We start from the raw sequence: 26,759 nt of genomic DNA on the forward strand, positions 1-26,759 counted from the left end.
TTTGCTATCATGGGGTCCACGAGAGTCCGGGCATGAGACGACGAGTGTTTCACGTGAAACATTTGTACGGATAGTTGGCGGCGCATTCTTTCCGTTGCTGTCCTGGCAACGGCCAACGAGTACCGAAGCAGGCGAGACGCATATGACGAAGAAACTTCTGATGGGAAACGAGGCGTTCGCGCACGCGGCGCTCGAGGCGGGCGTGCGCGTGGCGGCGGGCTACCCCGGCACGCCTTCTTCCGAGCTCATCGAGACGGTGGCGAAGCTTCACGCGTCCGGCGCCGCGCGAGGCGTGCACGTGGAGTGGTCCACCAACGAGAAGTCGGCGCTCGAACTGCTGGCCGGCGCCTCCTACGCCGGCGCGCGCTGCCTGTTCACCTGCAAGCAGGTGGGGCTCAACGTGGCGTCCGACCCGCTCATGAGCCTGAACTACGTGGGCGTGAAGGGCGGCCTCGTGCTGTTCGTGGCCGACGACCCGGGCCCCATCTCGTCGCAGACCGAGCAGGACACGCGCCGCTTCGCCGCCTTCGCGAAGATGCCCGTGCTGGATCCGTCCACGCCCGACGAGGGCTTCGCCATGATGCACGCCGCCTTCGACCTGTCCGAGCGCTACCGCACGCCCGTCATCGTGCGGCCCACCACGCGCATCAACCACGCGTCCACGTTCTTCGACGTGGCCGATGCCACCGACGCGCGCCCCGTGCCGCCCGAGGGCTTCGAGCGCGATCCCAAGTGGATCATCTTCCCGCGCCGCGCCTACGAGGCGCACGGCGAGATCAACGAGCGGCTGCGCGCCATCGCGCACGACTTCCACGCCGAGCCCGCGCTGGCAGTGTTCAACCCGATGATGGAGCACGGTGCCGCGCCGCGCCTCGGAATCGTGGCGGGCGGGGTGTCGGCGGCTTATGCGCGCGAGGCGCTGCGCATGCTGGAGGAGCGCGGCGTCGAGTTGCCGGCCTACCGCTTCTGGCAGGTGGGCACGCCGTACCCGTTCCCGGAGGAGACCGCGGCGCGGTTCGCGGAAGGCCTCGACCAGGTGCTCGTTCTGGAGGAGCTCGACCATGTGCTGGAGGACGAGCTGCTTCGCTTCGCCGGGCGCACGCACGCGGCGCTCGAGGTGCGCGGCCGCTTGACCGGAGACGCGCGCGACCGCGGCGAGAACGACGTGGACGACATCGCCGCGCGCATCGCAAGCTTCCTCGGCGTGCCGGGCGCCGTCCCCGACGCCTCGGCAGCGGCGGCTTGCGACGAGCCGCTGCCCGTGCGCCCGCCGGTGCTGTGCGCCGGCTGCCCGCATCGCGGCAGCTTCTACGCCGTGAAGCGCGCGCTGGGGAAGGCCCCGGCCGTGCTGTGCGGCGACATCGGCTGCTACACGCTGGGCAACGCCAAGCCGCTCGACGCCGTGGACACGTGCCTGTGCATGGGCGCGGGCATCACCATGGCGCAGGGCTTCGCCGTGGCCGAGCCGGGCAAGAAGCACGTGGCGTTCGTGGGCGATTCCACGTTCTTCGCCAGCGGCCTGCCGGGCATCGTGAACGCCGTCTACAACGGCCACGACGTGACCGTGTGCGTGCTGGACAACGCCACCACCGCCATGACCGGCTCGCAGCCGCACCCCGGCACGGGCGTCACGCTCATGGGGCCGAGGCGCGCGCCTGTCTCCATCGAGCGCGTGCTCCAGGCCGTGGGCTTCGAGTGCATCGTGCACGCCGATCCGCTCGACCTGGACGCCTCCGTTGCCGCCGCAACCGAGGCGCTGGCGTTCGAGGGTCCCAGCGCCATCCTGTTCGAATCGCCGTGCGTTCAGCTGGTGAGGCCGGGCGCGCCCGCTGCGGTGGACGCGGATGCATGCACTGGCTGCAAGAAGTGCATCACCGAGATAGGCTGCCCGGGCATCGGCTTCGACGGCGATGCGCGCGGCCCGAAGAGCGGCGAGCGCGGCCAGGCGTTCGTGGACGCGAGCCTGTGCAACGGCTGCGGCCTATGCGTGCAGGTGTGCCCCTTCGACGCGCTTCGTGTTCCGTCGGCTTGCCAGCCGACGGATGCGGTCGACGCTGCGGCTTCCCGCAGCACCCGACCTCGCCGCGCTGACGAAGGCTCGCGTACCGAGGTACGCCACGCCTCCGCCAGCCCGTCGATCTCGGGCACTGCGGAAACCCTCGCTGACGTTGGCGGACCTGGAGCTTCGGACGAATCGGCGGCGGAAGGAGACACCCATGCGTAACGTGCTGTTGGCGGGCGTGGGCGGCCAGGGCACGGTGCTGGCTGCGAAGGTGCTGGCCCAGGCCGCGCAGGAGAAGGGCTGGCAGGTGCGCACGGCCGAGACCATCGGCATGGCGCAGCGCGGCGGCAACGTGGTGTCGCACGTGCGCATGGGCGATGGCGGGGAAGAGGTGCTGGCGCCGCTGCTGGCACGCGGCACGGCCGACCTCGTGGTGGCCTTCGAGCCGGCGGAGGCCGCGCGCGTGGTGCCGTTCCTGGCGCCTGGCGGCACGCTGGTCACGGCCACGACGGCGCTTCAGCCCGTCACGGCGGCGCTGTCGAAGACCCCGTACCACGCGGCTGCCGTGGTCGCGCGCCTGCAGGAGCAGCTGGCCGGTGCCGCCATGTTCGTGGCCGTGGACGACGCGGCGCTGTGCGCGCAGGTGGGAAGCCGCAAGGTGCTGAACACGCTGCTCCTGGCCAGCGCGCTGAAGACGGGCTGCCTGCCGCTCGACCTGGACGACCTGCGCCGCGCCATCGCCGCCTGCGTGAAGCCGCGCTTCGTCGACCTCAACCTGGTCGCCATCGATGCGGTGGCGGGCGCGTAGGTCCTTCGGCCGCGCCTTCGTCTTGCGACTTTCCGGCCACCTCCCATGCAAATGAGCAGGGGGGTGGCGGATACCCTGTTATACTGAACGGTGAAGCAGGAGCGGCATGCCGAATCCGAACCGGAACGAGGGACGACATGGACGAAACGATGGAGCGTGCATGGCTTGACGAGGCCGTCGAGCTGACCAAGGCACTCTGGCACGCCTACCTCTTGGAGCCCACCGAAGAGGGCGTCCATTTCATCTTCGACTCGCTCTTCCAAAGCGATTTCTCGCTCATCGGCACGGGCAAGCACGAGATGTACCCCAGCCTTCCGGCGTTCATGGCCGGCCTCGAGCGCGACCAGGAAGAGGCCCAGGACATAACCTTCGAGATACTCGACGACTACTACGAGGCCCGTCCGCTCGACGAGCGTTGCTGCATCGTGTTCGGCACGCTGTGGGTGCGCGAGAAACCCAGCAAGCCCAAGCCGCTGCTCGTGGAGATGGACACGCGCTTCAGCATGGTGTTCCGCCGCGAAGGCGACCGTTGGCTCCTTGCCCACCTGCACCATTCGACACCCAACGTCGACCAGCGCCGCGACGAGTACTACCCCAAGACCGTGACGGAGCAGGCGAACGCCGCGCTCGCGTATTCCAAGACGCTCGAGCGCCGCGCAGAGATGGATTCAATGACCGGCCTGTTCAACCACGTTGCCTTCGAAGGTTACGTGAGCGAGGCCCTGGCGCGCGGCAGCGCGGACAGCACATTCTTCATGATCGACCTGGACGACTTCAAGTTGGTGAACGACACGCTCGGGCACCCCGAGGGAGATCGCGTCATCGTGGAGTTCGCCGACGTGCTCTCCGACGTGTTCGCACGGGATGCGTACGTGGGGCGCATGGGCGGTGACGAGTTCGCCGCATTCACCGAGTGCCCGCTCACGGACGCGCAGGCCGAGGCGAAGGCGCGCACGCTCATCGAGCGCTGGACGGAGCGGTCGGACGGGCGCGTGAAGCTGGGCTGCTCCATCGGCCTGGCGTCCGTCGCGCGCGGCCAGTCGTTCCACGACCTGTACCACGCCGCCGACAAGGCGCTCTACGCCAGCAAGCGCAACGGCAAGGGGCGCTTCAGCTGGTAGGGCAGAGTAGCGGTGATTGCTCTGGGGCGAAGCGCGGAGGCGCTGTGGAGGCGCTGCGTTCCATGCGCCTCGCCTGGTGCTTGCAAGCCGCTGCGCGGTACGCCTCGTCCTCGTGCGAAAAAACGGCTTTGCTTTCCGCGGCCGTTCGCCTAGAATACCAAGCATGGTAATCGCGAACGACATCGTCTTCCTCCCAGCCGTGGTTTCGGCTGGTCGATGGCTCTAGCTTCAAGACTCGCCGTGGGCGAGCTTGAAGCGACCCCTGCAACCCCGCCAGCCATCCAACGAAACGAGGATCTCCCATGCAGCTGACCACCGACCAGTTCGCGCTCGTCAAGGAGCAGTTCAAGACTCTGAAAGCACGTTCGCCGTTCTATGCCATGAAGTTCGAGGGCATCGATCTCGCCGACGTGCAATCCCAGGAAGATTTCGAGAAGCTGCCGTTCTCCGAGAAGGACGATCTGCGCCGCGTGTACCCGCTGGGCCTGCAGGCCGTGCCCGATGAGGAGGTCGTGCGCATCCACTCGTCGTCCGGCACCACGGGCACGCCGGTCATCGTGCCTTACACGCAGCAGGACGTGACGGACTGGGCTATCCAGTTCGCGCGCTGCTACGAGACGGCGGGCATCACGAACACCGACCGCATCCAGATCACCCCCGGCTACGGCCTGTGGACGGCCGGCATCGGCTTCCAGCTGGGCGCCGAGCACCTGGGCGCCATGGCCATTCCCATGGGACCCGGCAACACCGAGAAGCAGCTGCGCATGATGAAGGACTTGAAGTCCACCGTGCTCTGCGCCACCAGCTCCTACGCGCTGCTGCTGGCCGAGGAGATCGCCGAGCGCGGCATCCGCGACAAGCTCTGCCTGCGCAAGGGCGTCATCGGCTCCGAGCGCTGGGGTGACAAGATGCGCGCCCGCATCGCCGGCGAGCTGGGCGTGGAGATCTACGACATCTACGGTCTGACCGAGGTGTACGGCCCCGGCATCGGCATCTCGTGCGACGCGCACCATGGCATGCACGTGTGGGAGGATTACGTGTACGTGGAGATCGTCGACCCTGCGACGGGCTTGCCCGTGCCTGACGGCGAGGTGGGCGAGCTTGTGCTGACCACGCTGCGCAAGCAGGGCGCGCCGCTCATCCGCTACCGCACGCACGACCTCACGCGCATCATCCCCGGCGACTGCACGTGCGGCTTCGGACATCGCCACCCGCGCATCGATACGCTCACCGGCCGCACCGACGACATGTTCAAGGTGAAGGGCTGCAACATCTTCCCTGCGCAGGTGGAGGAGGTCATCGCCGCCACCGACGGCACGAGCTCGGAGTACCAGGTGATGATCGAGAACATCAGCGGCAAGGACGTGCTCACCGTGCTGTTCGAGACCCCGCTCGACGGCGAGGCGAAGACCCGCGCCGAGGAGGAGCTGGCGCTTATCTTCAAGGCGAAGTGCGGCTGCACCCCCGACGCGAAGGGCGTCCCCATGGGCGAGCTGCCCCGTTCGGAGAAGAAGACCAAGCGCATCTTCGACAGCCGGTACTAGTTCCGTTTGCCTACGGCAAACGGAACCAGCCGATGCTGCGGGCGGCTGCGGTACCCGATCTTCGCGCGATCGCAGAAGATCGGGTACCAAAGTACGCGTCGCCTTCGCGATCTCACGAACCTCGGGCACCTCAGCCGCCCTCGCTGACTTACTACGCCAACCTGCGCGGCCGTTATGCGGCCTCCGGCCGCATGGCCGGGGCGCTGCGCCCCGGCCAACCAACCGCGCGGCCGTTTTCGCGCCTGCGGCGCGAAGGCCGCCCTGCGGGCGGCCGGCGGCGGCTCTCCCGTGGTTTTCGCGCCTGCCGGCGCGAAAGGGCGCTCTGGCAAGCGCCCTGCTCAACCTGCGAGCCCGTTATGCGGCCTCCGGCCGCATGGGCGGATCGCTGCGCTTCCGCCCGATCAACCTGTGCGCTCCGTATGTTTCACGTGAAACATACGTTCGCTAGCGGGAGAAACGAGGCGGTCTGCTCACTTTTTCGCTGACCGAAGCGCTCCACTGTGATAAAGTATGCGCATGCATTCCGCGAAGGGACATATCGTCGTTGACGAGCGCTGGCGTTTCGAGCTGGCCGTCGCGGCCGTGTGTCGCGCCTTCGCTCCGCGTGCTTCCGAATGCCTCTCGCCGTCTGCCTTGCAGCGCACGGTCGCACAGCAGGATGACGGAACCTACCGCGCCATCTCCTATTATTCCTATCGATACCTCTAGCACATGGGTTTGCCCGTGGTGCTGCGACGTGTCGAACTCCGGCATGAAGCGCCCCGCAGCCGGCAAAGTCATGTGCGCCACCGCGCGGGCCTGTTCTTCGCGTGACGTTTCATGTGAAACATTTGTTCTTAAATCGCAGGACATTGAGACGAGTGTTTCACGTGAAACACGCGGGGGAGAGGGCTCGGATTACTCGAGCAAGCGCTGCCGCCAGGCAGCGCGCGATACGATGGGAATACTCCAATGATCGAAAAGATATGCATGGTGCTCATTTTCGTGGGCGTGGCGGTGGGCGTGGGCATATACTGCCGACGCCACACCGGCACTGTCGACGGCTTCATTCTGGGCGGCCGCAACGTGGGGCCGTGGCTCTCCGCGTTCGCGTTCGGCACGAGCTACTTCTCCGCTGTCATCTTCGTGGGATACGCCGGTCAGTTCGGCTGGAAGTACGGCATAGCGGCCACGTGGATCGGCATCGGCAACGCCATCCTCGGCAGCTTGCTGGCCTGGTGGGTGCTCGGCCCGCGCACACGCGAGATGACGCACCGGCTGGGCGCGTCCACGATGCCCGAGTTCTTCGGCGCGCGCTTCCAGTCGAAGGGCTTGCGCATCGCGGCCGCGGCCATCATCTTCGTGTTCCTCATCCCGTACACGGCCAGCGTCTACAACGGCCTGTCGCGTCTGTTCGGCATGGCGTTCGGGCTGCCCTACGAGTGGTGCGTCATCGGCATGGCCGTTATCACCTGCATCTACGTGGTGCTGGGCGGCTACATGGCCACCGTCATGAACGACTTCATCCAGGGCATCGTCATGCTGCTGGGCATCGTGGCGGTCATCGTGGCCGTGCTGGTGAACAACGGCGGCTTCACCGAGGCCATCACCACGCTCTCACTCATCCCAGCCGAGGGGTCCGAGATGGCCGGCCCGTTCGTGAGCTTCTTCGGGCCGAACCTGCCTGACCTCATCGGCGTCATCATTCTCACCAGCCTGGGCACGTGGGGCCTGCCGCAGATGGTGCAGAAGTTCTACGCCATCAAGAGCGGCCCGGCTATCAAGCAGGGCGCCATCATCTCCACGGTGTTCGCCATGATCGTGGCCGGCGGAAGCTACTTCCTAGGTGGGTTCGGCCGCCTGTACGGCGGGCAGGTGGAGATGACGGCCGTCGGCACGCCGGTGTACGATTCCATCATCCCCACCATGCTGTCCACGCTGCCCGACCTGCTCATCGGCATCGTGATCGTGCTGGTGCTGAGCGCATCCATGTCCACGCTGTCGTCGCTCGTGCTCACGTCGTCGTCCACGCTCACGCTCGACCTCATCAAGGACAACCTTGTGAAGAACATGAGCGAGAAGAAGCAGCTGTCGTACATGCGCGTGCTGTTGGTGGTGTTCATCGTGATCTCGGCGGTGCTGGCGCTCGTGCAGTACAACTCGTCCATCACGTTCATCGCGCAGCTCATGTCCATCAGCTGGGGCGCGCTGGCCGGTTCGTTCTTGGGCCCGTTTTTCTGGGGGCTGTTCTCCAAGCGCATCTCGCGGCCGGCCGTGTGGGCCAGCTTCATCGTGGGCGTGGGCCTGACCACGGGGAACATGATCGCCGGGTTCGTGGGCACGGCGTTCATCGCCAGCCCCATCAATTGCGGCGCCATCGCCATGGTACTGTCGCTGGTCATCGTTCCGGTGGTGAGCCTGTTCACGAAGCGCGTGGACTTCGAGGTGGACCCGCCGCGCGTGGAGGGTGCTATCGACCGCGAGTACGAGCAGGAGCTGGAAGCGGAATAGGGCTGCGCGGCCGCCCCGCGCGAGGGGCGGCAGACGCGCTCCCAGCGCGGGCATGCTCGGGCTAGGGAGCGGTCGCGCCATCCCATTCGTCTGTCGCACGAACGGATGCTTCATGAGAACCATCCGTTCGGCGGGCACGGAGCGGAAGCGCCCGCGGACGTCGCGGGCAGCGGTCGACGTTTTTTCATTTGCTCGCCATTTGCTTTTCTGGGAGCGCTCGATGCCTTTCGCCGAGCGCTCCGAGGTCGATTCGCCTCTCGCAGCGCTTCTGACCAGGAGCGCTGCGGTCCTTTTCGCCCCAAATCCGCCCCGAATCTCATTTGCTCGCCATTTGCTCAGCACGCCGCGTTAACGCGTGCCTCACATGAAGCACGCGGCCGGCCGCTCCAAAAGGAACAATTCGGTGACGGCGGGGCGTCGAACGCTATACTATCCGATGACCGTACCCATCCTCCCGAACCCCGTCGGAAGCCAGTCTATGTTCTTCACGCTGCTCCTCATATACTTTCCCGCGCTGGTGTTCGGGTTCCTGTTCATAAAAAACTACCGCAAGGAGCCGCGCCAGTTCCGCAACGCTTTGTACTTCCTGCTGTTGTGCCTGTTCGCGCTCTATGGCTTGTCCATCCAGTTCGAGCTGCCGTGGCTCGTGCTCATCGGGTTCGCCGCTATCCCCTTCGGCACGGTGGCGCTTGTCGTGTTTCTAACGGCGAACACGTTCGTGGTGGTGAGGCGCGAGGGGCTCAGCTTGTCGCATTTGCTGCCGGGGCTCCTAGCGCTCGGTATCGTGACGGCTTGCGTAGGCGGGCCGGTTCTCCTGCTTGTGCAGGCACCCCCGTTGCTTTTGGCGCTGTATCTGCTCGTGCTGATGGAGGGCTCGTACGTGGCGTTCACGTTTGCGGCGCTGCTGCTGTACTCGTGGCTGTACCGACGGCTGCCGAAGCGCCGCGACTACGACTACATCGTCGTGCACGGCGCGGGCCTGTCGGGAACGAAGCCCACGCCGCTGCTGGCCGCGCGCCTCGACAAGGCCGTCGAGCTCTGGGAGGCCGACGGGCGCCGCGCGATCATCATCGCGTCGGGCGGCCAAGGCGCCGACGAGGCCGTGTCGGAAGCGGAGGCCATGCGCACGTACCTCGTCGAGGAGCGCGGCGTGCCTGCCGACGCCATCATCGAGGAGGACCGTTCGACCACCACGATGGAGAACCTGCGCAACTCCAAGGCCATCATGGACGCGCGGTCGGGCGCGGGCGCGTACCGCGCCGCCGTGGTGACCAGCGATTACCACGTGTTCCGCACCGCCGAGTACGCGCACAAGATCGGGCTCGCCGCCGACGGCGTGGGCAGCAAGACCGCGCGCTACTTCTGGCCCACCGCATTCATCCGCGAGTTCGTGGCCGTCAGCAACGCCCATCGCTGGCCGTTCGTGGCGATCTTCGTGCTCTGGCTTCCCTTCGCCGCCGTCGCGCTGCTCCAGCTCTAAGCATTCCAGCTGCGGCCACCCTCCTGGCCGCAAGCTGCAAGCGCCGCGATCAACCGCTGTCCGTGCCGGCGCAAAAGCGGTATTCGCGCTGCTCGCGACGCTTCCGTATCGTATACTAGGGCGCATGACTCAAGCGCCGCACTCGTCGGCGCTGACGGATCCGATGCGACTGAAGGGGACGCATATGGAAGGCTTCGACCTTATCAGCACGGGCGTGTGGTCCATCATCCCGCCCATCCTGGCGCTGGCGCTGGCGCTCATCACGAAGGAGGTGTACTCCTCGCTCGCCATCGGCGTGTTCACCGGCATGGTTATCTACCAGTTCAGCCTGAACGGCGCCGGGTTCGAGCAGCTGGTGGATTCGTTCACCATGGTGCCGCAGATGATGGCCGAGCAGATAGCCGGCAACGGGGCGCTGCTCTTGTTCCTTGCGCTGTTGGGCGCGCTCGTGGTGGTCATTGCCGGCGCGGGTGGTTCGCGCGCGTACGGCGAGTGGGTGGCCACGCATATCAAGAACGCGAAGATGGCGCAGATCCTCACGGCGGTTCTCGGCATCATCATCTTCGTGGACGACTACTTCAACTGCCTCACAGTGGGCGCGGTCATGCGCCCCGTGACCGACCGCTTCAAGATCAGCCACGAGAAACTCGCGTGGATCATCGACTCCACGGCCGCGCCCATCTGCATCATCGCGCCCGTGTCTTCGTGGGCCGTGGCCGTGGGCGGCTACCTGGGCGAGGGAGGCTTTACCACGTTCGTCCAGTCCATCCCGTACAACTTCTACGCGCTGCTCACCATCGTGTTCGTGTTCTTCATGTGCGCCACCAAGAAGGACTTCGGCCCCATGCGCGTGGCCGAGGCCGAGTTCCAAGACGAGGGCGCCAAGCAGGATATCCCCCCGAAGGACAGCGCGCTCGAGGCCATGGCGACCGTCGGCCTGTCCGACCGCGAGGCCGCCGACACGCTGCCGCCGTTCAATATGGAGACGGTGGTGGCCGAGCGCGACGAGCTGGACGAGGCGGCGCAGACGGCGGTGGAGGAGTTCAAGGGCATCGCCATCTCCGAGAAGGGCCGCGTGTTCGACCTCATCGTGCCCATCGTGGTGCTCATCATCTTCTCCATCTTGGGGATGCTGTACGCGGGCGGGTTCTTCAAGGGCGTCGACTTCGCCACCGCCGTGGGCGAGAACCCGGTGTTCGGCCTGTGCATCGGCGTGTGCGTTTCGCTCGTGGTGGCCGCTATCATGTTCCTGCCGCGCAAGCTCATGACGCTTTCCGGCTACATGGAGGGCATCTCCGAGGGCGTGCGCTCCATGGTGGGCGCCATCATGATCCTCGTGCTGGCGTGGAGCCTCGGCGGCACGTGCCGCTACCTGCTGGGCACGGGCGAGTTCGTGAGCGGTTTCCTGAACAGCATCGGCGTGGGGCTGGCGCTGTTGCCGGCCGTGATTTTCGTGGTGGCCGCGTTCATCGGGTTCGCCATGGGCACGTCGTGGGGCACCATCGCGCTCATCCTGCCCATCGTGATCGGCGTCTTCCCCGCCGACAACCCGCTGTTCCTGGTGGCCATCGGTGCCACGCTGGGCGGCGCGGTCTACGGCGACCACGTGTCGCCCATATCGGACACCACCATCCTGTCGTCGGCCGGTGCGCAGTGCAACCACCTGCGCCACGTGGCCACGCAGCTGCCGTACGCGTCGGTGGTGGCCGTGATCTGCCTGGTGGGCTATCTCATTGCCGGGTTCACGGGCAATCCTTGGATCTCGCTCGCCGTGGGCGCCGTGCTCATGGTGGCGGCCGTGCTGGTGCTGAACAAGTCCAGGTACGGGGCTTTGAAGGGCTAGCGCGCCTCTGCCGTTGCTTGTTTTGCCGGGCCGTGCGCCGCGAAGAGGCGCACGGCCTGTTATTTCAAAAACCCCGACTGGTTCGGTCGAAATGACGAAAAACCAGGAGGGTGGCATTCCGGCCGTTCGTGCATCCCCGCCGTCTACGCGTGGACGATGCGGGCAAGTGGGCGGTCGTGCGGTTCGCAGGGCACGGCTGGCACCCGTTGCTCGTCGAAGGCCACGCCCACGACCAGCGCGTCGTCCCGGAGAAGGGGGAGCAGGCGGTCGTAGTTGCCGCCGCCGTAGCCAAGCCGGTTCCCCGCATCGTCGAAAGCTACGAGCGGCACCGCCACTGCATCGAGGTCCGTGGGCTCTGCTTCCTCGTAGCCTCCGTCGGACAGCGCGGCGCAGGGCAGACAGCGCAGCGGGCTGTCCAGGAATGCCGTGCGCGCCTGGTCGAGGCGCTCGCGGGGCACGCGGTAGAATGCCATGCGGCTTGGCCCCCGATCATCCGCCCCCGCGCGCACCATGCAGGGGAAGCACACGTCCCACCCGCGTGCGAAGGCGGCGTGAACGAACGCTTGCAGGTCCACCTCGCTGCGCATGGCGGCGTACACGGCAATGCATGGCGGGCGGCCGAAGTTCCGATATGTCCGAACTTCATGTGTCGGTCCCTGCTGGTTCGCTTCCGCGGAATCACCGGCGGGAGGGCATGTTCTGCCGGTGCCGGTGTCCGGCGCGCAGGCTTCCTCAACCAATCGTTCAAGCGCGCGGCAAATCGTCGCGGACTTGTGCGCCCGCGTTTGCGCATCCAGTGCGTCGCGCCTTCCGAGCACGTCTGCGCGCATGTTTTTCTTCTCGTCCATGTCGCCAGTATAACACCGCGGCAACGCCGGTAATGGACGGCTGCATTCGATGGCCCAGATAGTTAACGATAGTCGATAACTGCAGGTCAAGATTGCGTAGACGTAACCGTTTCCATTCGATTTGCTATGCAATCGGCTCAATGACCTTGCTATAATCGTTCTGCATTCGGTACACTCGAATCGTCCCGGAACGCCCTGCTGGTCTTCGGAGCGTACATGTTTGAAAGACGCTGTTTTACGGCGTCTTTTGTGTTATTCGGGACATGTTTGAGCATTTAGCGTATATATATGAAAGTCGCTTATAGCAGGCACCTTAGCCTACCGAAAGCAGCGGCGAGTTAGGAGACATCGTGCAATTCAAGGCATCGACGGACTATGGCATGCGCGCCATCCTGTACCTGGCCGCACAGGGTACCACGTGCTCCTCCAAAGACATTGCGCAGGACATGTCCATACCGCGTGATTATCTCATCCAGCTGGCCCAGTTGCTGCGCAACGCGGGCCTCATCGAGGCGCGGCCGGGCAAGCACGGCGGCTATCGGCTGGCTAAGGAGCCGTCCGATATCACCGTGCTGCAGATCATGAAGGCGCTCGAGGAAGATGCGAAGGCCTCCACCCGCGCCAAGCGCTCGTCCCGCAAGGGCGGAGCCATGGTGCAGGGCGTGAAGCAGACCTATCAGCTTATCGAGGAGAGCTTCGACGCCTACCTGGACAGCCTGACCATCGAGATGCTGCTCGAAAGCGTGAAGAACGGCGACAACCGCCGCCTCTTCCTGGCCGAGCGCCTCGAGGACGAGGGCAAGCGCCTCGCCGAGAACGCCTAGCGTCTGAAAGACGCGCCCCGTACGTCGGCCGTCTATGCCGCCTGCCGGCGTGCTCGGCGATATTCCGCTGCCCTGGGCTCCTTAGGCGCCCTGCGCAGCTTGCCGTTGCGGCACCGCCTCGGCTCCAGTGCCGATCGCCATCCTGGCCTCGCGCTCCTAGCCGATGCCCAGCATCTGCATGACCAACAGCGCTGCCGTAAGCACGGTGACGATGCCCACGGTCAGCCAGATGAGCACGCGGGAAACCGGGCGCGTGCGGTATGCGCCCATCACGCGCTTGTCGGCCGAGATGATGGCCATGAATACCAGCAGCACCGGCAAGATGAGGCCGTTCACGAACTGCGCCGTGAGCATGACCCCCATGAGGTCGATTCCCGGGATGAGCACCACGATGGCCGAGAACGCAATCACGAACGTGAAGATGCTCTTGAACAGCGGTGCCTCCCTCCACTTGAACGACACGCCTGCCTCCCAGCCGAACGCCTCGCAGATCACGAACGACGTGGTAAGCGGCAGCACGCACGCTGCCAAGAACGATGCGGCTATGAGTCCGATGGCGAACAGCGCCTCGGCGTAGTGTCCCGCGAACGGCGCCAGGGCCGATGCCGCGTCGGCGGCCGACTCTATCTCGATGCCCTGCGGGAACAGCACGGCGCCCGTGGTCACGATGATGAACCACGCCACGAGGCACGCGGCGATAGTGCCGGCGATCACGTCCACCTTCTGCGAGAAGAAGTCCTTCACGCCCACGCCCTTCTCCACCACGTTGCTCTGGGCGAAGAACATCATCCACGGAGCGATGGTGGTGCCGATCATGGCGATGACGAGCGAGACGAAGCTCGTGTCGCTCACCACGTGCGGCACTACGGTGCTGACCAGCGCATTGTCCCAGTCAGGCTGCGCCATGAACGCGGCCACGATGTACGTGACGAACACGAGCGACAGCACGAGGAACACCTTCTCCACCCGCTTGTAGCTGCCGCCCACCACCAAGAGCCATACGGCCACGGCTGCCACCGGAACGGCCAGGTACTTCGACACGCCGAACATCTCCATGCCGCTGGCGATGCCGGCGAACTCCGAGAACGTGGTGGCCACGTTGCCAATGAGCAGCGCCAGCATGGCCAGCGCGGTCAGGCGAATGCCGAAACGCTCGCGGATGAGCGCTGCGAAGCCCTTGCCCGTGACGGCGCCCATGCGGGCAGCCGTCATCTGCACCACGATGAGCAGCACGCACATGATGGGTATGACCCAGAGCGTCGCGTAGCCGAACTTCGCACCTACGGTGGAGTACGTGGAAATGCCGCCTGCGTCGTTGCCGGCCATGGCCGTGACCACGCCGGGACCGAGCGCGGCCAGCAGCAGCCACAGCTTGCTCGGCTTCTTCTCGGCGGGCATTTGGGCGGGATCGGCGCCCCCCTCCACGGCATCGGCGGGCATGGCGCGCGCAGGCGCCTTGCCCTCGCCTTCGGCCTTCGTCATCTTGAAGCTGCCCCATTCGCGCTGCGCGCGGGCCGGGCGCTCCTCCCGGTTCCTCACCATCATGGCCTACCTCCCGGCGTAGCCGATGACCTGCAGCAGCACCAGCGTGTACAGTCCCAGGAACAGCAGGGAGGCCAGCACGATACCCACCGCCTTGAGGGCCGTGGCCTTCGTCTTGTCGCCGCTCACGTCCTCTTCGATGGCATCCCAGGCGTCGTCGACGGTGACGATGCCCAGCAGCATGTTGTGCTCGTCCACCACGGGCATGGCGGGAAGCTCGTACTTGAAGATATCGGCCGCCACGTCCTCCTCCGTCTCGTCGGGCGGCACGGAGATCACGTCCTCGTACATCACGTCGCCCACGGGCCTCGCGTCGTCGGTGAGCACGAGGGTGCGCAGGCTAAGAACGCCCTCGAACTCGTCGTACTCGTCGAGCACGTAAACGTAGTGAACGGTGGGGTGGTCCTCGGGAAGCTCGCGCAGCACCTCGATGACCTCGCCGACGGTGTCGGTGGCGTGCACGGACACGAACTGCGTGGTCATCATGCCGCCGGCCGTGCCGTCCTTGTAGCCCAGCAGGCGGCGGATCTCGGTGGCGTCCTCCACGCCCATCAGGCGCAGCAGCGTCTCGGCCTTCTCGTAGGACAGGTCGCGCACGATGTCGGCCGCGTCGTCCGGGTCCATGCTGCCCAGCAGGCCGGCGGCACGGGCGTCGTCCAAGTCCTCGATGAAGTCGGCCTGGTACTCGTCCTCCATCTCGGAGATGGCCTCGGTGGCCTGGGCGTCATCCAGGTGCTGGAACACGTTGGCGCGCTGCTGGGGGTCAAGCTGCTCCAGGATGTCGGCCACGTCGGCGGGATGCAGCTCGTCCAGGCGCTTGTGCGTCACGGACAGCTGCACCTCGGACAGGTCGCGGTCGAGCAGGTCCATGTAGTTCCAGGCGATGATCTGCTCGTCGATGCGCTTGCCGAATACCTTTGCCACGGCCACCACGGCGCGCTCGAGCCACGGCGCCAGGCCGCGCAGGATGCCGCGCGCGCCCACCTCGGCGCCCAGCAGGCGCAGCTGCGTGCCCGAGATGGAGAGCTTCAGGTCGTTCACGCGCACGACCTTCATGCCCTGCGTGTCCACGATCTGGCGATTCAGAAGGTCGCGCGCCAGCAGGATCTCCTCGGGCTGCAGATAGCTGAAGCGGATGTCGTGAGCCGGCACGGACAGCCTGATGCCGTCCTCGTCGAACTCCTCGACGTACTTGCGCCACGAGATCATGAACGGAACCTTGCCCGGCCCCTGGAAGGCCAGGCTGGTGATGCGGGGGAACACCTCGCCGGTGGAGATGGCCAGGTCGGAGATCGTGCCGATCTTCTCGCCGGTCGCATCGACGACGGGCTTTCCCATCATTTGAGAGAGATAGAGCATGTGAATTCCCTTACGTGTTTGCTCGCAGGCAGTCGTCCTTCGACCGCCGACGTAAGGGAATCGAAGGAGGACTACTTACTGTGAGGTTTCGATTTTCGAACCTTCAACAAAGTCCCTTTCGCTCGACCAATAAAAAAACCGCACGTGCTGCTGCCAGTCGTTGCGGAATGAAAGTGCTGAAATGGTGCGCCGTGAGGGATTCGAACCCCCGACGTACTGATTCGTAGTCAGTCCCTCTATCCAGCTGAGGTAACGGCGCACGTCGAAACAGCAAAAGCTATTATGCCGGTAACGATCTTCTCTGTCAACGGCTATTTTTAAGAAGTTTGAGAAATATTTCCCGTGAAGCGTTGGTTGCGCGCAGCTTGCCGGTGCCCGAGCACCAAGCGCTGTCCGCATCGGGCGCACGCCTGATGCGGACAGCAGGAATGCAGAGGCGCGTCTTGGCTGCCTACTTGGCTTCCGACCAGTTCTCGATGATCTTGGCGGACTCCTTGTTGCCCACATCGATGACATCGATCTCGTCGGGCGTTTCGACGACTTCCAAGACCTCCTCGTTGCTGGGGATGACGATCTTTTCCTCGGAGCCGTTTTCCTCGGGCGTTTTCTTGTCGGACATGGTTTCTCCCATCTTTCGGACGAACGGTACGCTGGAACCAATCGTAAGGCGCCGACACGGCGAGCAAGCTCGGCATGGGCATCGTTTACGTGCGCGTAGCGGAATGTTTGGGGGCGTGACAAAGGGACGGGGATAATGTCACACTCTCAGGAGCCCTACTGCTTTCGAGCACAGCGGGGAGTGAGACATTATCCCCGTCCCTTTGTCACGCTCGTGCGGCCCTATCGCGCGTACACGCTCTGCTTGCGGGAGACCAGGCGGTCGACGAACTCGGTGGCGGGGCTGCGCAGGATCTCGCAGGGCGGCGCGAACTGCACGGCGCGGCCGGCTTCCATGACCAGCACCTTGTCGCCGAGGTCGAGCGCCTCGTCGATGTCGTGTGTCACGAACAGCACGGTGATGCCCGTCTGCCGGTGGATGCGCTTGATCTCGTCCTGCAGGCTGCTGCGGGTGATGGCGTCCACGGCGCTGAACGGCTCGTCGGCCAGCAGGATATCGGGGCTGGCTGCCAGCGCGCGGGCGATGCCGACGCGCTGCGCCTGACCGCCCGACAGCTCGGCGGGGTAGCGGTCCATGATGTCGCGCGGCAGCCCGATAATGTCCATCCACTTCTCCACGGCCGCCTCGGTGCGGCGGCGATCGCGCTTGTTCAGCAGCGTGGGCACGTATGCGATGTTCTGCTCCACGCTGAGGTGGGGGAACAGCACGCTGCCCTGGATGGCGTAGCCGACGGTGCGGCGCAGCTCGATGGGATCGACGCTCGACGTGGCCTGCCCGTGCACGAGCACCTCGCCCTCGTCGGGCATCACCAGCGCGTTCACCATTTTCAGCAACGTGGTCTTGCCGCAGCCCGAGCTGCCGATGATGGCGACGAAAGCGCCCTCTTCGATGGCGAGGTCCACGTCGTTCACGGACACGGCGTCGCCGAAGCGCTTGGTCACGTGCTCGAACGCCACCGCGGGCGCGCACGTGTCGTCCTGGGCGGAGGCGGTACGGCATCGTCCGTCATTCCGAACGCCGTCAGCGGCTTCCCTCTTGTCGTCCCGAGCGGAGGCGGTGAGGCTGCCGGGGTCGAAGGATCCTGAGCGGCGCGTCTGCGCGGATGTTGTTTCCATGTTACATCAGCCCCTTCTCGGCCAAAAACGCATCGGCCACCGCTTTCGGTTCCTGCCCCTGCGTCTCAACGGCGTTGTTCATGCGCGCCATGTCGGTGTCGGTGATGGCTCCTTGCAACTTCAGCAGCTCGTCGCGCAGCTCGGGGTGCTTTTCCAGGGTGTCCTGGCGCACCACGTTGCCGCAGAGGTACGAGGGGTAGAAGTGCTGGTCGTCCTCGAGCACCACGAGGCGATCGTCAGCCACTTTGCCGTCGGTGGTGGATACGACGATGGCGTCCACCTTGTTCTCGAACAGCGCCTGGTACTTCAAGCTGATGTCCATGTCGCGCGTGCTGCCGAAGTCCATGCCGTAGGCAGCCTGCAAGCCGAGGTAGCCGTCCTGACGGTCGTAGAAGTCGGGCTCCGCGCCGAGCGCGAGCCCGCCCGCAACCTCCGCAAGGTCCGAGTATGTGCGAAGATCGTAGCGTTCGGCCACGTCCTTGCTCACGGCCAGGCCGTACGTGTTGTTGAAGCCGTACATCCCCACCCAGGTGAGGCCGAGCTGCGACTCGTATTCCTGCCGCATCGTGTCGAACATCGACTCGTCGTAGGTGTTCTCGTGCTTCAGCACGGCGTTCCAGCCTGTTCCGGTGTACTCGGGGTAGAGGTCGAAGTCGCCCTTCTCCATGCCGGGCTCGATGTTCGACGTACCGCCTCCCACGCCTTGCGTCAGCTCCACGGCGAGGTCGGTGTCGTGCTCGATCAGCGTGTTCAGCATCTCGCCCAAGATGTACTGCTCGGTCATGGGCTTCGTCGCGATGTTCACCACGTTGTCGCCGCCGCCGCGATTCGCGAACGCGAAGGCCCCGCCCGCGATCAGCACCACGGCCGTGCCCGCGGCCACGACGGCACCCGTGCGCCGACGAAAGTCCTGGCCCGCTTCCTTCTGCGTTCCGGTGCGCTTGCGACGGTGCGCGCTCGACGGCTCGAGGTGGCGGCGCGTCGACTTCTCGGCCAGCCCCAGCAGCAGGTCAACGACGATGGCCAGCAGCGCGATCAGCACGCTGCCCGCCAACGTCATGGCCTCGTTGCCTGTCGTGATGCCGCGGTAGATGGCCACGCCCAGGCCGCCCGCGCCGATGAAGCTGGCGATGCCGGCCAGCGCGATGGTCATGGTGGCCATGTTGCGGATGCCGCTCATGATGATGGGCGCGGCCAGCGGCAGCTCGATGCGGTAGAGCAGCTGGCGGTCGGTGGAGCCCATGCCGCGCGCCGCCTCGATGATGGCGGGGTCGATGGTGGTGAGGCCGGTGTAGGTGTTGCGCACCATCGGCAGCAGCGCGTACACGGTGAGCGCCACGATGGCCGTGAGGTCGCCGATGCCCGTGACGGGGATGAGGAAGCCGAACAGCGCGATGGACGGGATGGTGTACACGAAGTTCACCAGCGCGAGCACCGGTTTCGCGCCGCGCCGCCACTGGGCGATGGCAATGCCCAGCGACAACCCGATGAGGACCGCCAGCGCAATGGATATGAACGAGATGCCTATATGCTGAAGGAACAGGTCGAAAAACCAAGCGCGCTTCTCGATGAGCAGCTGGAACAGGGATGAGAGCATGGACGCCTCGTTTTCACTGGATGGGCACCGTGTCGTACCGGCTATTTTAGCGCTCCGCCCCTTGAGCCATCGCCCGCCCTGCCGTCCGCATACGAACCGTCATTTGCCCGTCACCGCCGCTCCGTGCGCGCATCCGCCATTTCCGGTCGGATGGCGGCGCGCCCTCCTCCGCTCCGCTGACCTTCCACATGAAGATTCCCTCTGTTATTCGCCGGAAAGTGCTGTGAAGGCGTATCCCAAGGCTTTATCATACTAAAGCACGAACGGACGACCATCCGATTTCCCCGCCATTCGCTTCGCATTGCGCCCGGTCTCGCCGGGTCTCGGGCAATGCACGGCGGGAGCGGGGCCGTCCATGACGCAGGGAGGTTTGCATGCAAGAAGAAGAGAAGAAGATCGCTCTCTACGAGAATTTCAAGACCATCAACTCCATCGACCCCGCCTACTACGAGCAGTACGACGTGAAGCGCGGCCTGCGCAACGCGGACGGCACCGGCGTGGTGGCCGGCCTCACGAACATCGCGAACGTGCACGGCTACGTGGTGTCGGACAACGAGAAGATCGCCGACGAGGGCCATCTTCGCTACCGCGGCTACGACGTGTACGACCTCTTGGGCGACCAGTCCGCCGAGCACCGCTTCAACTTCGAGGAGGTGTCGTACCTGCTGCTCATGGGCGAGCTGCCCACGCGCGAGCAGCTCGACCGCTTCATCGAGGTCCTCGACGGCCAGCGCGAGCTGCCCGACGGGTTCACCGCGTCTATGATCATGCGCGACACGCCGCCCGATATCATGAACGTGCTGGCACGCACCATCCTCTTGCTGTACGCCTACGATCCCGACGCGGAGGATCGCTCGGCCCACCATGAGATCCACACCGCCATCTCGCTCATCTCGCGCCTGCCGCGCATCATGGTGCTCACGTACTACGCCAAGCGGGCCCGCTACAACAACGAGTCCATGATCATGCACCGCTTCATACCCGGCCAGTCCACGGCCGAGACCATCCTTTCCATGCTGCGTCCCGACCGCCAGTTCACGCCGGAGGAGGCGCGCATGCTCGACGTCATGCTGTGCCTGCACGCCGAGCACGGCGGCGGCAACAACTCCACGTTCACCACGCGCGTGCTGACCTCGTCCGACACCGACCCGTACTCCACGTATGCCGGCGCCATCGGCTCGCTGAAGGGCTGGAAGCACGGCGGCGCGAACCACCAGGTGCTGGCCATGCAGCAGGAGATCAAGGAGAACGTGGCCGACTGGTCAGACGAGGGCCAGGTGGCCGACTACCTGGCGAAGATCGTGCGCAAGGAGGCCTTCGACAAAACGGGCCTCGTGTACGGCATGGGCCACGCGGTGTACACGAAGAGCGACCCGCGCGCCATCATCTGCAAGCAGTTCGCCGAGGGCCTTGCCGTGGGCACGGAGTTCGAGGCCGAGTTCAATCTGCTGAAGTCCATCGAGCGACTGGCCCCCGAGGTCATCCTGCGCGAGAAGGGCACGGCCAAGGATATGTGCGCGAACATCGACATGTACTCCGGCTTCGTGTACTCCATGATGGGCATCCCCGAGGATTTGTTCACCCCGCTGTTCGCCTGCGCCCGCATGTCCGGCTGGGCCGCCCACCGCTTCGAGGAGATAGTCTCCGGCAAGCGCATCATCCGTCCCGCCTACAAGTCCACCCGCAGCGGCAAGCGCGACTACGTGGCCATGGAAGAGCGGTAGGACAAGCCGCGCGGCCAACAAGGGAACGGATGCCTCATGCGAAGCATTCGCTACCGCAGGACCGGCAAGATCGGCGCTCGAAGGGTTTCGGCGCGGCATCGCTTCGGCGGTGCCGCGCCTTTGTTGTTTCTGTGGGTCGACGATTGATATATCAACGAACGTGCTAGCATGGGCGTATGAACACTCAAGACTCCATACCCGTGAATCTGGCGCAACGCCTTGTGTTCACGGTGAACCAGTATCAGGCGTATCTCTCGCGGCACCTCAAGGAGTACCGGATTGGGTCGTCGGAGTATCCCGTGCTCATCTACCTGGTGCATCGCGAGAGCGAAGGCGACGGCACGCTGAAGGTCAGCCAGAGCGACATCGCGCAGCGCCAGCACCGCGACCCGGCGCTCATCACGCGCGCCGCGCGCAGCCTTGCCGAAAAAGGGCTGATCACCGTGCATCCCGATCCCGAGAACCGCGCGCGCAACGTGCTGCGCCTCACGCCCGCGGGCCGCGAGGCGGCCGTCAAGGTGGAAGAGCTCGTTTCGGCATGGGAGGAGGAGGCCCAAGGCGGCCTCGACGAGCAAGAGCGCCGCCAGCTCGGCGACCTCCTCGCCCGCCTGGAGCTCCCGCGCTAAAGGGCGATCTGGGCGATCCGCTCGCCTCCTGCCGCCTGCCCGAAAACCCGCCGCGGCACGTGGCAAATTTCTCCCTGCTGCTTCAAATAATCGAACGAATATTCTGACCCTCCCTTTGACGCATAACCAACTGCAATGGTAAAAACTACCGAATTAGGAAAGATCGCACGGTCTGACTATATGAATATTTTTATTCACCAGGCATTTTGCAGGGAAGCACCCTCAGATTCGGCCGTAAAGCGGTCCTGATCTTCCGAATTCGGTAGTTTTTTATCAACGGGAGGCGCGCTGCGCGTCAAAGGGAGAATCAGAACGAATGTTTCACGTGAAACATTCGGGTTGGTTGCCGCGCGCAGAGCGGGCGGCGAGCGCTTCGAGCGCGGCCCTGCCGTACGCCGTGCGCGCGTGGGGAAGCGCGGCGGTGCAGAAGGCGGCGACCCAGGGGAGGTGCTCCTGCTCGAAGGATTGCCTCTGCTGCGCGTATGCGGCGGCTGCGGGACCGTCGCCCCGTGCGTATGCGGCCTCCTCGGCGCGGACCAGGCAGTCGAGGAAGGCCAGTTCGACTCCCAGATAGTCGTCGCGCTCGGCCGTGCCGTCGAATCGGACGCCGGCACGCCGGTAGCTGGCAGACACATCGCCCTCGACGGCACCTTCGCGATAGTACGCCTCGTAGGGGGGCAGCGGGCCGTCCTGGCTGACGCCGCGGCAGAGCCGCGTGCGGTCTGCGGCGACGGCCCGCTGCTCCTCGGCGAGCGCATCGGCGCCTTCCACCCCGCGCGCTACCAGATCCTCCACGCGCTTGCACCAAGCGGCAAGCCCGCTACGCCCGGCAGCATCCGCCTCCCCGGCTGCATCCGCCGCCCCGGTCGTGTCCGCCGCCCCGGCCGCGCATGCCGTTCCTGTCGCTTCTGCTGCAGCCGTGACGCCTACCGCGCCCACCGCCCCCGCCGTATCGGCAGCGCCCGTCGCGCCTGTCGCGCCCGCCGCTCCAGCTTCCTCGGCCTCGGTCGACTCCAGCAGCATCCGCGTGCGTTTCGCCAGATCGACGACGTAGGCTGTTCCCGGTACCTCTATCGGGTCCAGCAGCACGTGCGCGCCGTAGCCGTACCAGGCTGCCGCTTTCCGGGCGTCTTCCATCCTGCATCCCCTCGCTTCGCTCGTCCTTCGCTGGTGAAGAATATACGGTCATTGTCTTGACATGTCAACAGCCGGTTGCTAGGATTCACAAATGACAAGTCAATAGACATGTCAATAAGCATACCGGGTAATGGGAAGGAAGCCCGGTCTGCGCTTCCAGACGACCAAGAAGAAGGAGGGATTCATGGAAAGCGATCTGTCGAAGTCGGCCGCACAGGCGGCGACGGGAGAGCCGGGGGCTGCGATCGCGCCGCCGCCGAGGGCCGTGTGGGTTACCGGCATCGTGCTGGCCGTGGTCGGCGCGGCGGCGTTCGCCGTGCAGATGGCGAACCAGAGCATGGCGGGAGGCTCGCACTACCCCTGGGGGTTCTACATCGCGCTGTTCTACGCTGCGGCCTCGGCCGGCGCGGGGCTGCTGATGGTTACGGGCATCGCCCGGTGGGCGGGCGCCATTGGCGCGCGCGACATGGGCGTGCTCTACGCCGTCGCATGCGCCCTGTTCGTGGTGGCATCGGTGCTCATCGTGGTCGACCTGGGCAACCCGGCGGCCATCCTGCTGACGTACGCTTCGGCCAACCCGGCCTCGCCGGTGTTCTTCGACGCCATCGTGCTGCCGCTGTGCATCGCATTCGCCGTTGCGGCCGCGCTGTTCGCCGGGAAGGGCGAGGCGGCGGGAAGGACGTTCGCCCTCGCGGGCGTCGTCGCGGGGCTTGCGCTGCTGGCGGTGGAGGCATGGCTGCTCACCACGTGCAGCGGCCGCGACGCGTGGGGCGTGCTGCTGGGCGCGGGCCCGGCGCTCATCCAGGCGGCGGCGCTCGGCATAGCCATCGTCGTGCTGTGCGGCCCCGCGCGCCGCGGATGGCGCGCGCTGCTGGCGGGAGCCGCGCTGGTCATGACGGCGTCGCTCGTGTTCGACGTGGTGCTGAACCAGGGCGATGGCACCGTGCTGGGAGCCCAGTTCGCCGCCATCGCCGCTTCGCCCTTGTTCTGGGCTGCGGCCGTCATGGGTCTCGCCGCCGTCGTACTGCTGGCGCTGCCGGCCGCCTCGGCCCTCGTCGCACGGGTGGCCGCGGCATGCGCCGTCGCCGCCGTGCCGCTGTTCAAGCTGGCCATCTTCCAGGCGACCCAGTCCGTCGTGCCCCTCGCCGAGCTCGAGGCCGCCGGTGCGGCGCCGTTCGACGCGATGGAACTTGTCGTGTTCGCGGGCGCCGTGGGCGTGGGGACCCTCGTGTACGCGGCGGCCCTGCGCATTCTCGCCGCCCGTTCCACCGCCGCCGCCAATCCGGCTGCGGCCGCCAACGCAAAGGAGGTGCAGGCGTCATGACGCTCACACGCCGCACGTTTTTCAAGGGCGCCGCAGCGGCGGGGGCCGCCGCCATGCTGGGCGCCGAGGCTGCCGGTGCCAGCCCCTGGTTCTCGCCGCTCGCGCCCGAGCAGGCGCACGCCGCCCCCGTCGAGGAGTGGAAGCCGGCCACGTGCCCGGCCTGCCACAACCCCATCTGCGGCACGCAGGTGAAAGTGGTCGACGGCGTGGCCGTGGAGATCAAGGGCGACCCGAATTCGCCTACGAACCAGGGCAGGCTCTGCCCGCGCGGCCTGTCGGTTCTGGGCGGGCTGTACCACCCGTACCGCGTGAAGAAGCCGCTCAAGCGAACGAACCCGGAGAAGGGCCTCGACGTCGACCCCGGCTGGGTGGAGATCAGCTGGGACGAGGTCCTGCAGATCACCACCGAGAAGCTGAAAGCCTGCCTGGAGAAGGACCCGCGCACGCTGTTCACCCAGACGGGCTTCGGCAACGAGGACTCGTTCAAGCGCCTGATATTCGAGAGCGCCTTCGGCACGCCGAACGGCCTGACCACCTCCGGCCCGCTGTGCGCCGACCACTTCGGCCCCATGTGCACCAAGGGTACGAAGGTCGACCGCGCCGACACCGAGCGCTGCAACTACCTGGTTATCATGGGCCGCTCCGTGGGTGACGAGTGGGGGCTCGCGCACCGCAACACCAAGGAGTACGTCGATTCGGTCGCGCGCGGCATGAAGATCGTCTGCGTGAACCCGCGCAAGACCAACGCGGCGCAAACCGGCGAATGGGTGCCCATCGTGCCCGGCACCGACGTGGCCATGTGCTGGGCGCTGGTGAACGTGATGCTGTACGAGCGCCAAGACGTCGACGAGCACTTCCTCAAGGTGCGCACGAACGCGCCGTACCTCATAGAGGACGTGCCCGAGGAGCTCAAGGGCACGAAGGTGTGCTTCCAGGACTATGCGCGCGACGAGGCCACGGGAAAGCCGCTCGTGTGGGACGAGGGGGCAGCCGCGGCGGTTCCGTTCGACACGTCGTCGGGTGAGACGTACGCCCTGTTCGGAGAGTACGCGGTGGGCGGCAAGAACGTGAAGACCTGTCTGCAGCTCATCAAGGACTACACGGCGGACATGACGCCCGAATGGGCGGAGGAGATCACGTCGGTGCCCGCCGACACCATCCGCCGCATCGCCAACGAGCTGGTGGACCACGCGCTCATCGGCTCCACCATCGAGCTGGACGGCGAGACGTTCCCGTTCCGTCCTGCGGGCGTGCTGGCGCCCGGTCGCGGCTCGAACTCGAATCCGCTGAACGTCGAGCTGTTCAAGGCCATTGAGGTGGTGAACGAGCTGTTGGGCTGCATCGATGTGCCCGGCGGCATCCTGGGCCTCGAACATGGCGACCTGCACGTGATGGACACCGACGACGACGGCATGCTGCTCCCCCCGGCCTCCGACAACTTCAGGAACCAGGCGGTGGGCCAGGAAAAGCTGTCGTTCCCGCCCAAAAGCTACAAGCTGGAGTGCTTCTACCCCCACGAGCTGCACGTGATGCAGCTGGTGTGGCGCGCCGCGCTCGACCCGGAGAGCTACTACCTGGACTACAAGCCCGAGGTGTACATGGTGCTGGGCGGCGGCAACCCGCTGCGCTCGAACTCCAACCCCGAGGCGGTGGTGGAGGTGCTCAAGCAGATCCCCTTCACGTTCACCATCTCGCTGTGGATGGACGAGATGACCCAGTTCGCCGACGTGGTGCTGCCCGAGCACCACGCGCTCGAGCGCTACGCGCTGTGGAATGCAAGCTGGATATCCAACAAGAGCGCGTCGGACTACGTGAAGAGCCTGCGCGTGCTGGAGGCGCGCAAGCCGGTGGTGGAGCCGGTGTTCGACACGCGCCAGCAGGAGGACCTGCTGATCGAATGGGCGTCCCGCCTGGGCATCCTGCCGAAGATGACCGGCATCGCCAACAAGGGCTTCCAGGGGAAGTTCCTGCCCGGCAAGCCCGGCGGCATCGCCGACGAGTACGCGCTCAGCCCAAAGGAGCCCTACACATACGCCGACGTGTGCGAGCGCAAGCTGAAGACGCAGTTCGGCGAGCAGGGCTGGGACGCGGTGAAGGAGTGCGCGGTAGTCGGGTACACGCAGCCCGACGTGGAGTCGGGCTATATCTGGCACTGGCATCCCGAGAACGCGTACCGCGTGCCGCTGTACTTCCGCTACAACGCCCGCAGCGCCCAGATGCTGCGCGCGCTCATCGAGGAGAACGGCATCGAATTCCCGCACGCCGACCTGGACGAGGTGCTGCGCCAGTACTCGGGCGCACCGGTGTTCTTCGAGTTCGAGGGCATGCACCCCACCGAGGAGTTTCCGCTCAAGGTGCTCCAGTTCAAGACGCACTTCCAGGTGAACGACTCCACGGGCTTGTCGTACAACCACTGGCTGCACGACATCGAGCAGCGCTTCGACCCTCATCTGAAGAAGGTGCTCGTGGCGCCGTCGCGCGCCGACGAGCTGGGATTGGCCGAAGGCGACCAGGTGGTGGTCGAGTCCATGTACGGCGGCAAGACCACGGGCGTGCTGCACCTTTCCGAGATGATCCATCCCTCCACGCTCGCCATCTCGGGCAAGTGGGGCGCGAAGGGCGCGGGGCTCGTCGACTTCGCGCACGAGGGGCCGCACTACAACACGCTGCTCAACGACGACGAGCGGGACATCGGCTTCATGATGGGCAACTTGAACAACTCGGTTGCCGTCAAAGTCTACAAGGCGTAAGGGGGA

General features: G+C 65.7%; 20 protein-coding genes and 1 tRNA gene. 13 read left to right on the forward strand and 8 right to left on the reverse strand.

Annotation, left to right across the window (positions count from 1 at the left end; translation table 11 throughout):
- Window positions 1-142 precede the first annotated feature (142 nt).
- The 8 genes from iorA to K9U15_RS01980 all read left to right on the forward strand — a co-directional run bounded on the left by iorA (window position 143) and on the right by K9U15_RS01980 (window position 11,288).
- On the forward strand, window positions 143-2,224 hold the full coding sequence (gene iorA / locus K9U15_RS01945; protein WP_227153965.1) for an indolepyruvate ferredoxin oxidoreductase subunit alpha: 2,082 nt from the start codon (window positions 143-145) through the stop codon (window positions 2,222-2,224).
- A complete protein-coding gene (locus K9U15_RS01950; RefSeq protein WP_123672894.1) occupies window positions 2,217-2,810 on the forward strand; it encodes an indolepyruvate oxidoreductase subunit beta in 594 nt (197 codons plus the stop codon). The genes iorA and K9U15_RS01950 overlap by 8 nt, the downstream gene beginning before the upstream one ends.
- Before the next feature lie 137 nt (window positions 2,811-2,947).
- Window positions 2,948-3,931, forward strand: coding sequence for a diguanylate cyclase (locus tag K9U15_RS01955; RefSeq protein WP_123672893.1), 984 nt, complete (start codon window positions 2,948-2,950; stop codon window positions 3,929-3,931).
- A gap of 302 nt (window positions 3,932-4,233) precedes the next feature.
- Entirely contained in the window at window positions 4,234-5,475 is a 1,242-nt protein-coding gene (locus K9U15_RS01960; protein ID WP_301155525.1) for a phenylacetate--CoA ligase family protein, read from the forward strand.
- A 516-nt stretch (window positions 5,476-5,991) separates the two neighbouring features.
- On the forward strand, window positions 5,992-6,183 hold the full coding sequence (locus tag K9U15_RS01965) for a hypothetical protein (RefSeq protein WP_096227500.1): 192 nt from the start codon (window positions 5,992-5,994) through the stop codon (window positions 6,181-6,183).
- A 243-nt stretch (window positions 6,184-6,426) separates the two neighbouring features.
- A complete protein-coding gene (locus tag K9U15_RS01970) occupies window positions 6,427-7,965 on the forward strand; it encodes a sodium:solute symporter (protein ID WP_096227499.1) in 1,539 nt (512 codons plus the stop codon).
- A gap of 436 nt (window positions 7,966-8,401) precedes the next feature.
- Window positions 8,402-9,445 (forward strand): YdcF family protein, encoded by a 1,044-nt coding sequence (locus K9U15_RS01975; protein ID WP_227153967.1) that lies wholly within the window; start codon window positions 8,402-8,404, stop codon window positions 9,443-9,445.
- Window positions 9,446-9,629: 184 nt separating this feature from the next.
- Window positions 9,630-11,288 (forward strand): Na+/H+ antiporter NhaC family protein, encoded by a 1,659-nt coding sequence (locus tag K9U15_RS01980; RefSeq protein WP_123672891.1) that lies wholly within the window; start codon window positions 9,630-9,632, stop codon window positions 11,286-11,288.
- A 143-nt stretch (window positions 11,289-11,431) separates the two neighbouring features.
- Here K9U15_RS01980 and K9U15_RS01985 read toward each other — a convergent pair whose 3' ends face one another.
- Window positions 11,432-12,136 carry a 5-formyltetrahydrofolate cyclo-ligase gene (locus tag K9U15_RS01985; protein WP_367316859.1) on the reverse strand — a complete coding sequence of 235 codons (705 nt, stop codon included), beginning with the start codon at window positions 12,134-12,136 and terminating at the stop codon, window positions 11,432-11,434.
- 350 nt (window positions 12,137-12,486) lie between these two features.
- Between K9U15_RS01985 and K9U15_RS01990 the strand changes: the two genes are divergently transcribed.
- On the forward strand, window positions 12,487-12,960 hold the full coding sequence (locus K9U15_RS01990; RefSeq protein WP_041239157.1) for an Rrf2 family transcriptional regulator: 474 nt from the start codon (window positions 12,487-12,489) through the stop codon (window positions 12,958-12,960).
- Window positions 12,961-13,116: 156 nt separating this feature from the next.
- On the opposite strand, the gene K9U15_RS01995 is transcribed toward K9U15_RS01990, so the two are convergent.
- From K9U15_RS01995 to K9U15_RS02020, 6 genes are all read right to left on the reverse strand, one after another.
- Window positions 13,117-14,400 carry an Nramp family divalent metal transporter gene (locus K9U15_RS01995; RefSeq protein WP_367316869.1) on the reverse strand — a complete coding sequence of 428 codons (1,284 nt, stop codon included), beginning with the start codon at window positions 14,398-14,400 and terminating at the stop codon, window positions 13,117-13,119.
- A gap of 108 nt (window positions 14,401-14,508) precedes the next feature.
- Entirely contained in the window at window positions 14,509-15,861 is a 1,353-nt protein-coding gene (locus K9U15_RS02000) for a magnesium transporter (RefSeq protein ID WP_087191196.1), read from the reverse strand.
- Window positions 15,862-16,043: 182 nt separating this feature from the next.
- Window positions 16,044-16,120, reverse strand: a tRNA-Arg gene (locus tag K9U15_RS02005).
- A gap of 192 nt (window positions 16,121-16,312) precedes the next feature.
- Window positions 16,313-16,480, reverse strand: coding sequence for a hypothetical protein (locus K9U15_RS02010; RefSeq protein WP_154270079.1), 168 nt, complete (start codon window positions 16,478-16,480; stop codon window positions 16,313-16,315).
- Between the two features lie 221 nt (window positions 16,481-16,701).
- Window positions 16,702-17,595, reverse strand: coding sequence for an ABC transporter ATP-binding protein (locus K9U15_RS02015; protein WP_301155528.1), 894 nt, complete (start codon window positions 17,593-17,595; stop codon window positions 16,702-16,704).
- 1 nt (window position 17,596) lies between these two features.
- Window positions 17,597-19,192, reverse strand: coding sequence for a glycine betaine ABC transporter substrate-binding protein (locus tag K9U15_RS02020; protein ID WP_096227492.1), 1,596 nt, complete (start codon window positions 19,190-19,192; stop codon window positions 17,597-17,599).
- 374 nt (window positions 19,193-19,566) lie between these two features.
- Here K9U15_RS02020 and K9U15_RS02025 point away from each other — a divergent pair, with 374 nt between their 5' ends.
- Both K9U15_RS02025 and K9U15_RS02030 read left to right on the forward strand, forming a co-directional pair.
- Window positions 19,567-20,916, forward strand: coding sequence for a citrate/2-methylcitrate synthase (locus tag K9U15_RS02025; RefSeq protein WP_096227491.1), 1,350 nt, complete (start codon window positions 19,567-19,569; stop codon window positions 20,914-20,916).
- 176 nt (window positions 20,917-21,092) lie between these two features.
- Complete coding sequence (locus K9U15_RS02030; protein ID WP_096227490.1) at window positions 21,093-21,542, forward strand: MarR family winged helix-turn-helix transcriptional regulator; 450 nt, start codon at window positions 21,093-21,095, stop codon at window positions 21,540-21,542.
- 321 nt (window positions 21,543-21,863) lie between these two features.
- On the opposite strand, the gene K9U15_RS02035 is transcribed toward K9U15_RS02030, so the two are convergent.
- Entirely contained in the window at window positions 21,864-22,679 is an 816-nt protein-coding gene (locus K9U15_RS02035) for a molecular chaperone TorD family protein (protein WP_096227489.1), read from the reverse strand.
- A gap of 184 nt (window positions 22,680-22,863) precedes the next feature.
- On the opposite strand from K9U15_RS02035, the gene K9U15_RS02040 reads away from it, so the two are divergent.
- Both K9U15_RS02040 and K9U15_RS02045 read left to right on the forward strand, forming a co-directional pair.
- Entirely contained in the window at window positions 22,864-24,003 is a 1,140-nt protein-coding gene (locus K9U15_RS02040; RefSeq protein WP_301155529.1) for a hypothetical protein, read from the forward strand.
- Window positions 24,000-26,753: a molybdopterin-dependent oxidoreductase gene (locus tag K9U15_RS02045; RefSeq protein WP_301155530.1), complete on the forward strand. Its 2,754-nt coding sequence runs from the start codon at window positions 24,000-24,002 to the stop codon at window positions 26,751-26,753. Before K9U15_RS02040 ends, K9U15_RS02045 begins: the two co-directional genes overlap by 4 nt.
- Window positions 26,754-26,759: the final 6 nt, after the last annotated feature.

This window comes from Gordonibacter sp. RACS_AR68 (genome assembly GCF_030418485.1).
Taxonomy (GTDB): Bacteria; Actinomycetota; Coriobacteriia; order Coriobacteriales; family Eggerthellaceae; genus Gordonibacter; species Gordonibacter urolithinfaciens.

What these genes read in the sequence shown, in the direction of transcription:
- K9U15_RS02015 (WP_301155528.1), bottom strand. Translation starts at nt 17,595, where the DNA reads ATGGAAACAACATCCGCGCAGACGCGCCGCTCAGGATCCTTCGACCCC.
- K9U15_RS01975 (WP_227153967.1), top strand. Translation starts at nt 8,402, where the DNA reads ATGACCGTACCCATCCTCCCGAACCCCGTCGGAAGCCAGTCTATGTTC.
- K9U15_RS02045 (WP_301155530.1), top strand. Translation starts at nt 24,000, where the DNA reads ATGACGCTCACACGCCGCACGTTTTTCAAGGGCGCCGCAGCGGCGGGG.
- K9U15_RS02035 (WP_096227489.1), bottom strand. Translation starts at nt 22,679, where the DNA reads ATGGAAGACGCCCGGAAAGCGGCAGCCTGGTACGGCTACGGCGCGCAC.
- K9U15_RS01955 (WP_123672893.1), top strand. Translation starts at nt 2,948, where the DNA reads ATGGACGAAACGATGGAGCGTGCATGGCTTGACGAGGCCGTCGAGCTG.
- K9U15_RS01965 (WP_096227500.1), top strand. Translation starts at nt 5,992, where the DNA reads ATGCATTCCGCGAAGGGACATATCGTCGTTGACGAGCGCTGGCGTTTC.
- K9U15_RS01985 (WP_367316859.1), bottom strand. Translation starts at nt 12,136, where the DNA reads ATGGACGAGAAGAAAAACATGCGCGCAGACGTGCTCGGAAGGCGCGAC.
- K9U15_RS01995 (WP_367316869.1), bottom strand. Translation starts at nt 14,400, where the DNA reads ATGCCCGCCGATGCCGTGGAGGGGGGCGCCGATCCCGCCCAAATGCCC.
- K9U15_RS02020 (WP_096227492.1), bottom strand. Translation starts at nt 19,192, where the DNA reads ATGCTCTCATCCCTGTTCCAGCTGCTCATCGAGAAGCGCGCTTGGTTT.
- K9U15_RS01950 (WP_123672894.1), top strand. Translation starts at nt 2,217, where the DNA reads ATGCGTAACGTGCTGTTGGCGGGCGTGGGCGGCCAGGGCACGGTGCTG.
- K9U15_RS01960 (WP_301155525.1), top strand. Translation starts at nt 4,234, where the DNA reads ATGCAGCTGACCACCGACCAGTTCGCGCTCGTCAAGGAGCAGTTCAAG.
- K9U15_RS01970 (WP_096227499.1), top strand. Translation starts at nt 6,427, where the DNA reads ATGATCGAAAAGATATGCATGGTGCTCATTTTCGTGGGCGTGGCGGTG.
- K9U15_RS02030 (WP_096227490.1), top strand. Translation starts at nt 21,093, where the DNA reads ATGAACACTCAAGACTCCATACCCGTGAATCTGGCGCAACGCCTTGTG.
- iorA (WP_227153965.1), top strand. Translation starts at nt 143, where the DNA reads ATGACGAAGAAACTTCTGATGGGAAACGAGGCGTTCGCGCACGCGGCG.
- K9U15_RS02010 (WP_154270079.1), bottom strand. Translation starts at nt 16,480, where the DNA reads ATGTCCGACAAGAAAACGCCCGAGGAAAACGGCTCCGAGGAAAAGATC.
- K9U15_RS01980 (WP_123672891.1), top strand. Translation starts at nt 9,630, where the DNA reads ATGGAAGGCTTCGACCTTATCAGCACGGGCGTGTGGTCCATCATCCCG.
- K9U15_RS02040 (WP_301155529.1), top strand. Translation starts at nt 22,864, where the DNA reads ATGGAAAGCGATCTGTCGAAGTCGGCCGCACAGGCGGCGACGGGAGAG.
- K9U15_RS02025 (WP_096227491.1), top strand. Translation starts at nt 19,567, where the DNA reads ATGCAAGAAGAAGAGAAGAAGATCGCTCTCTACGAGAATTTCAAGACC.
- K9U15_RS02000 (WP_087191196.1), bottom strand. Translation starts at nt 15,861, where the DNA reads ATGCTCTATCTCTCTCAAATGATGGGAAAGCCCGTCGTCGATGCGACC.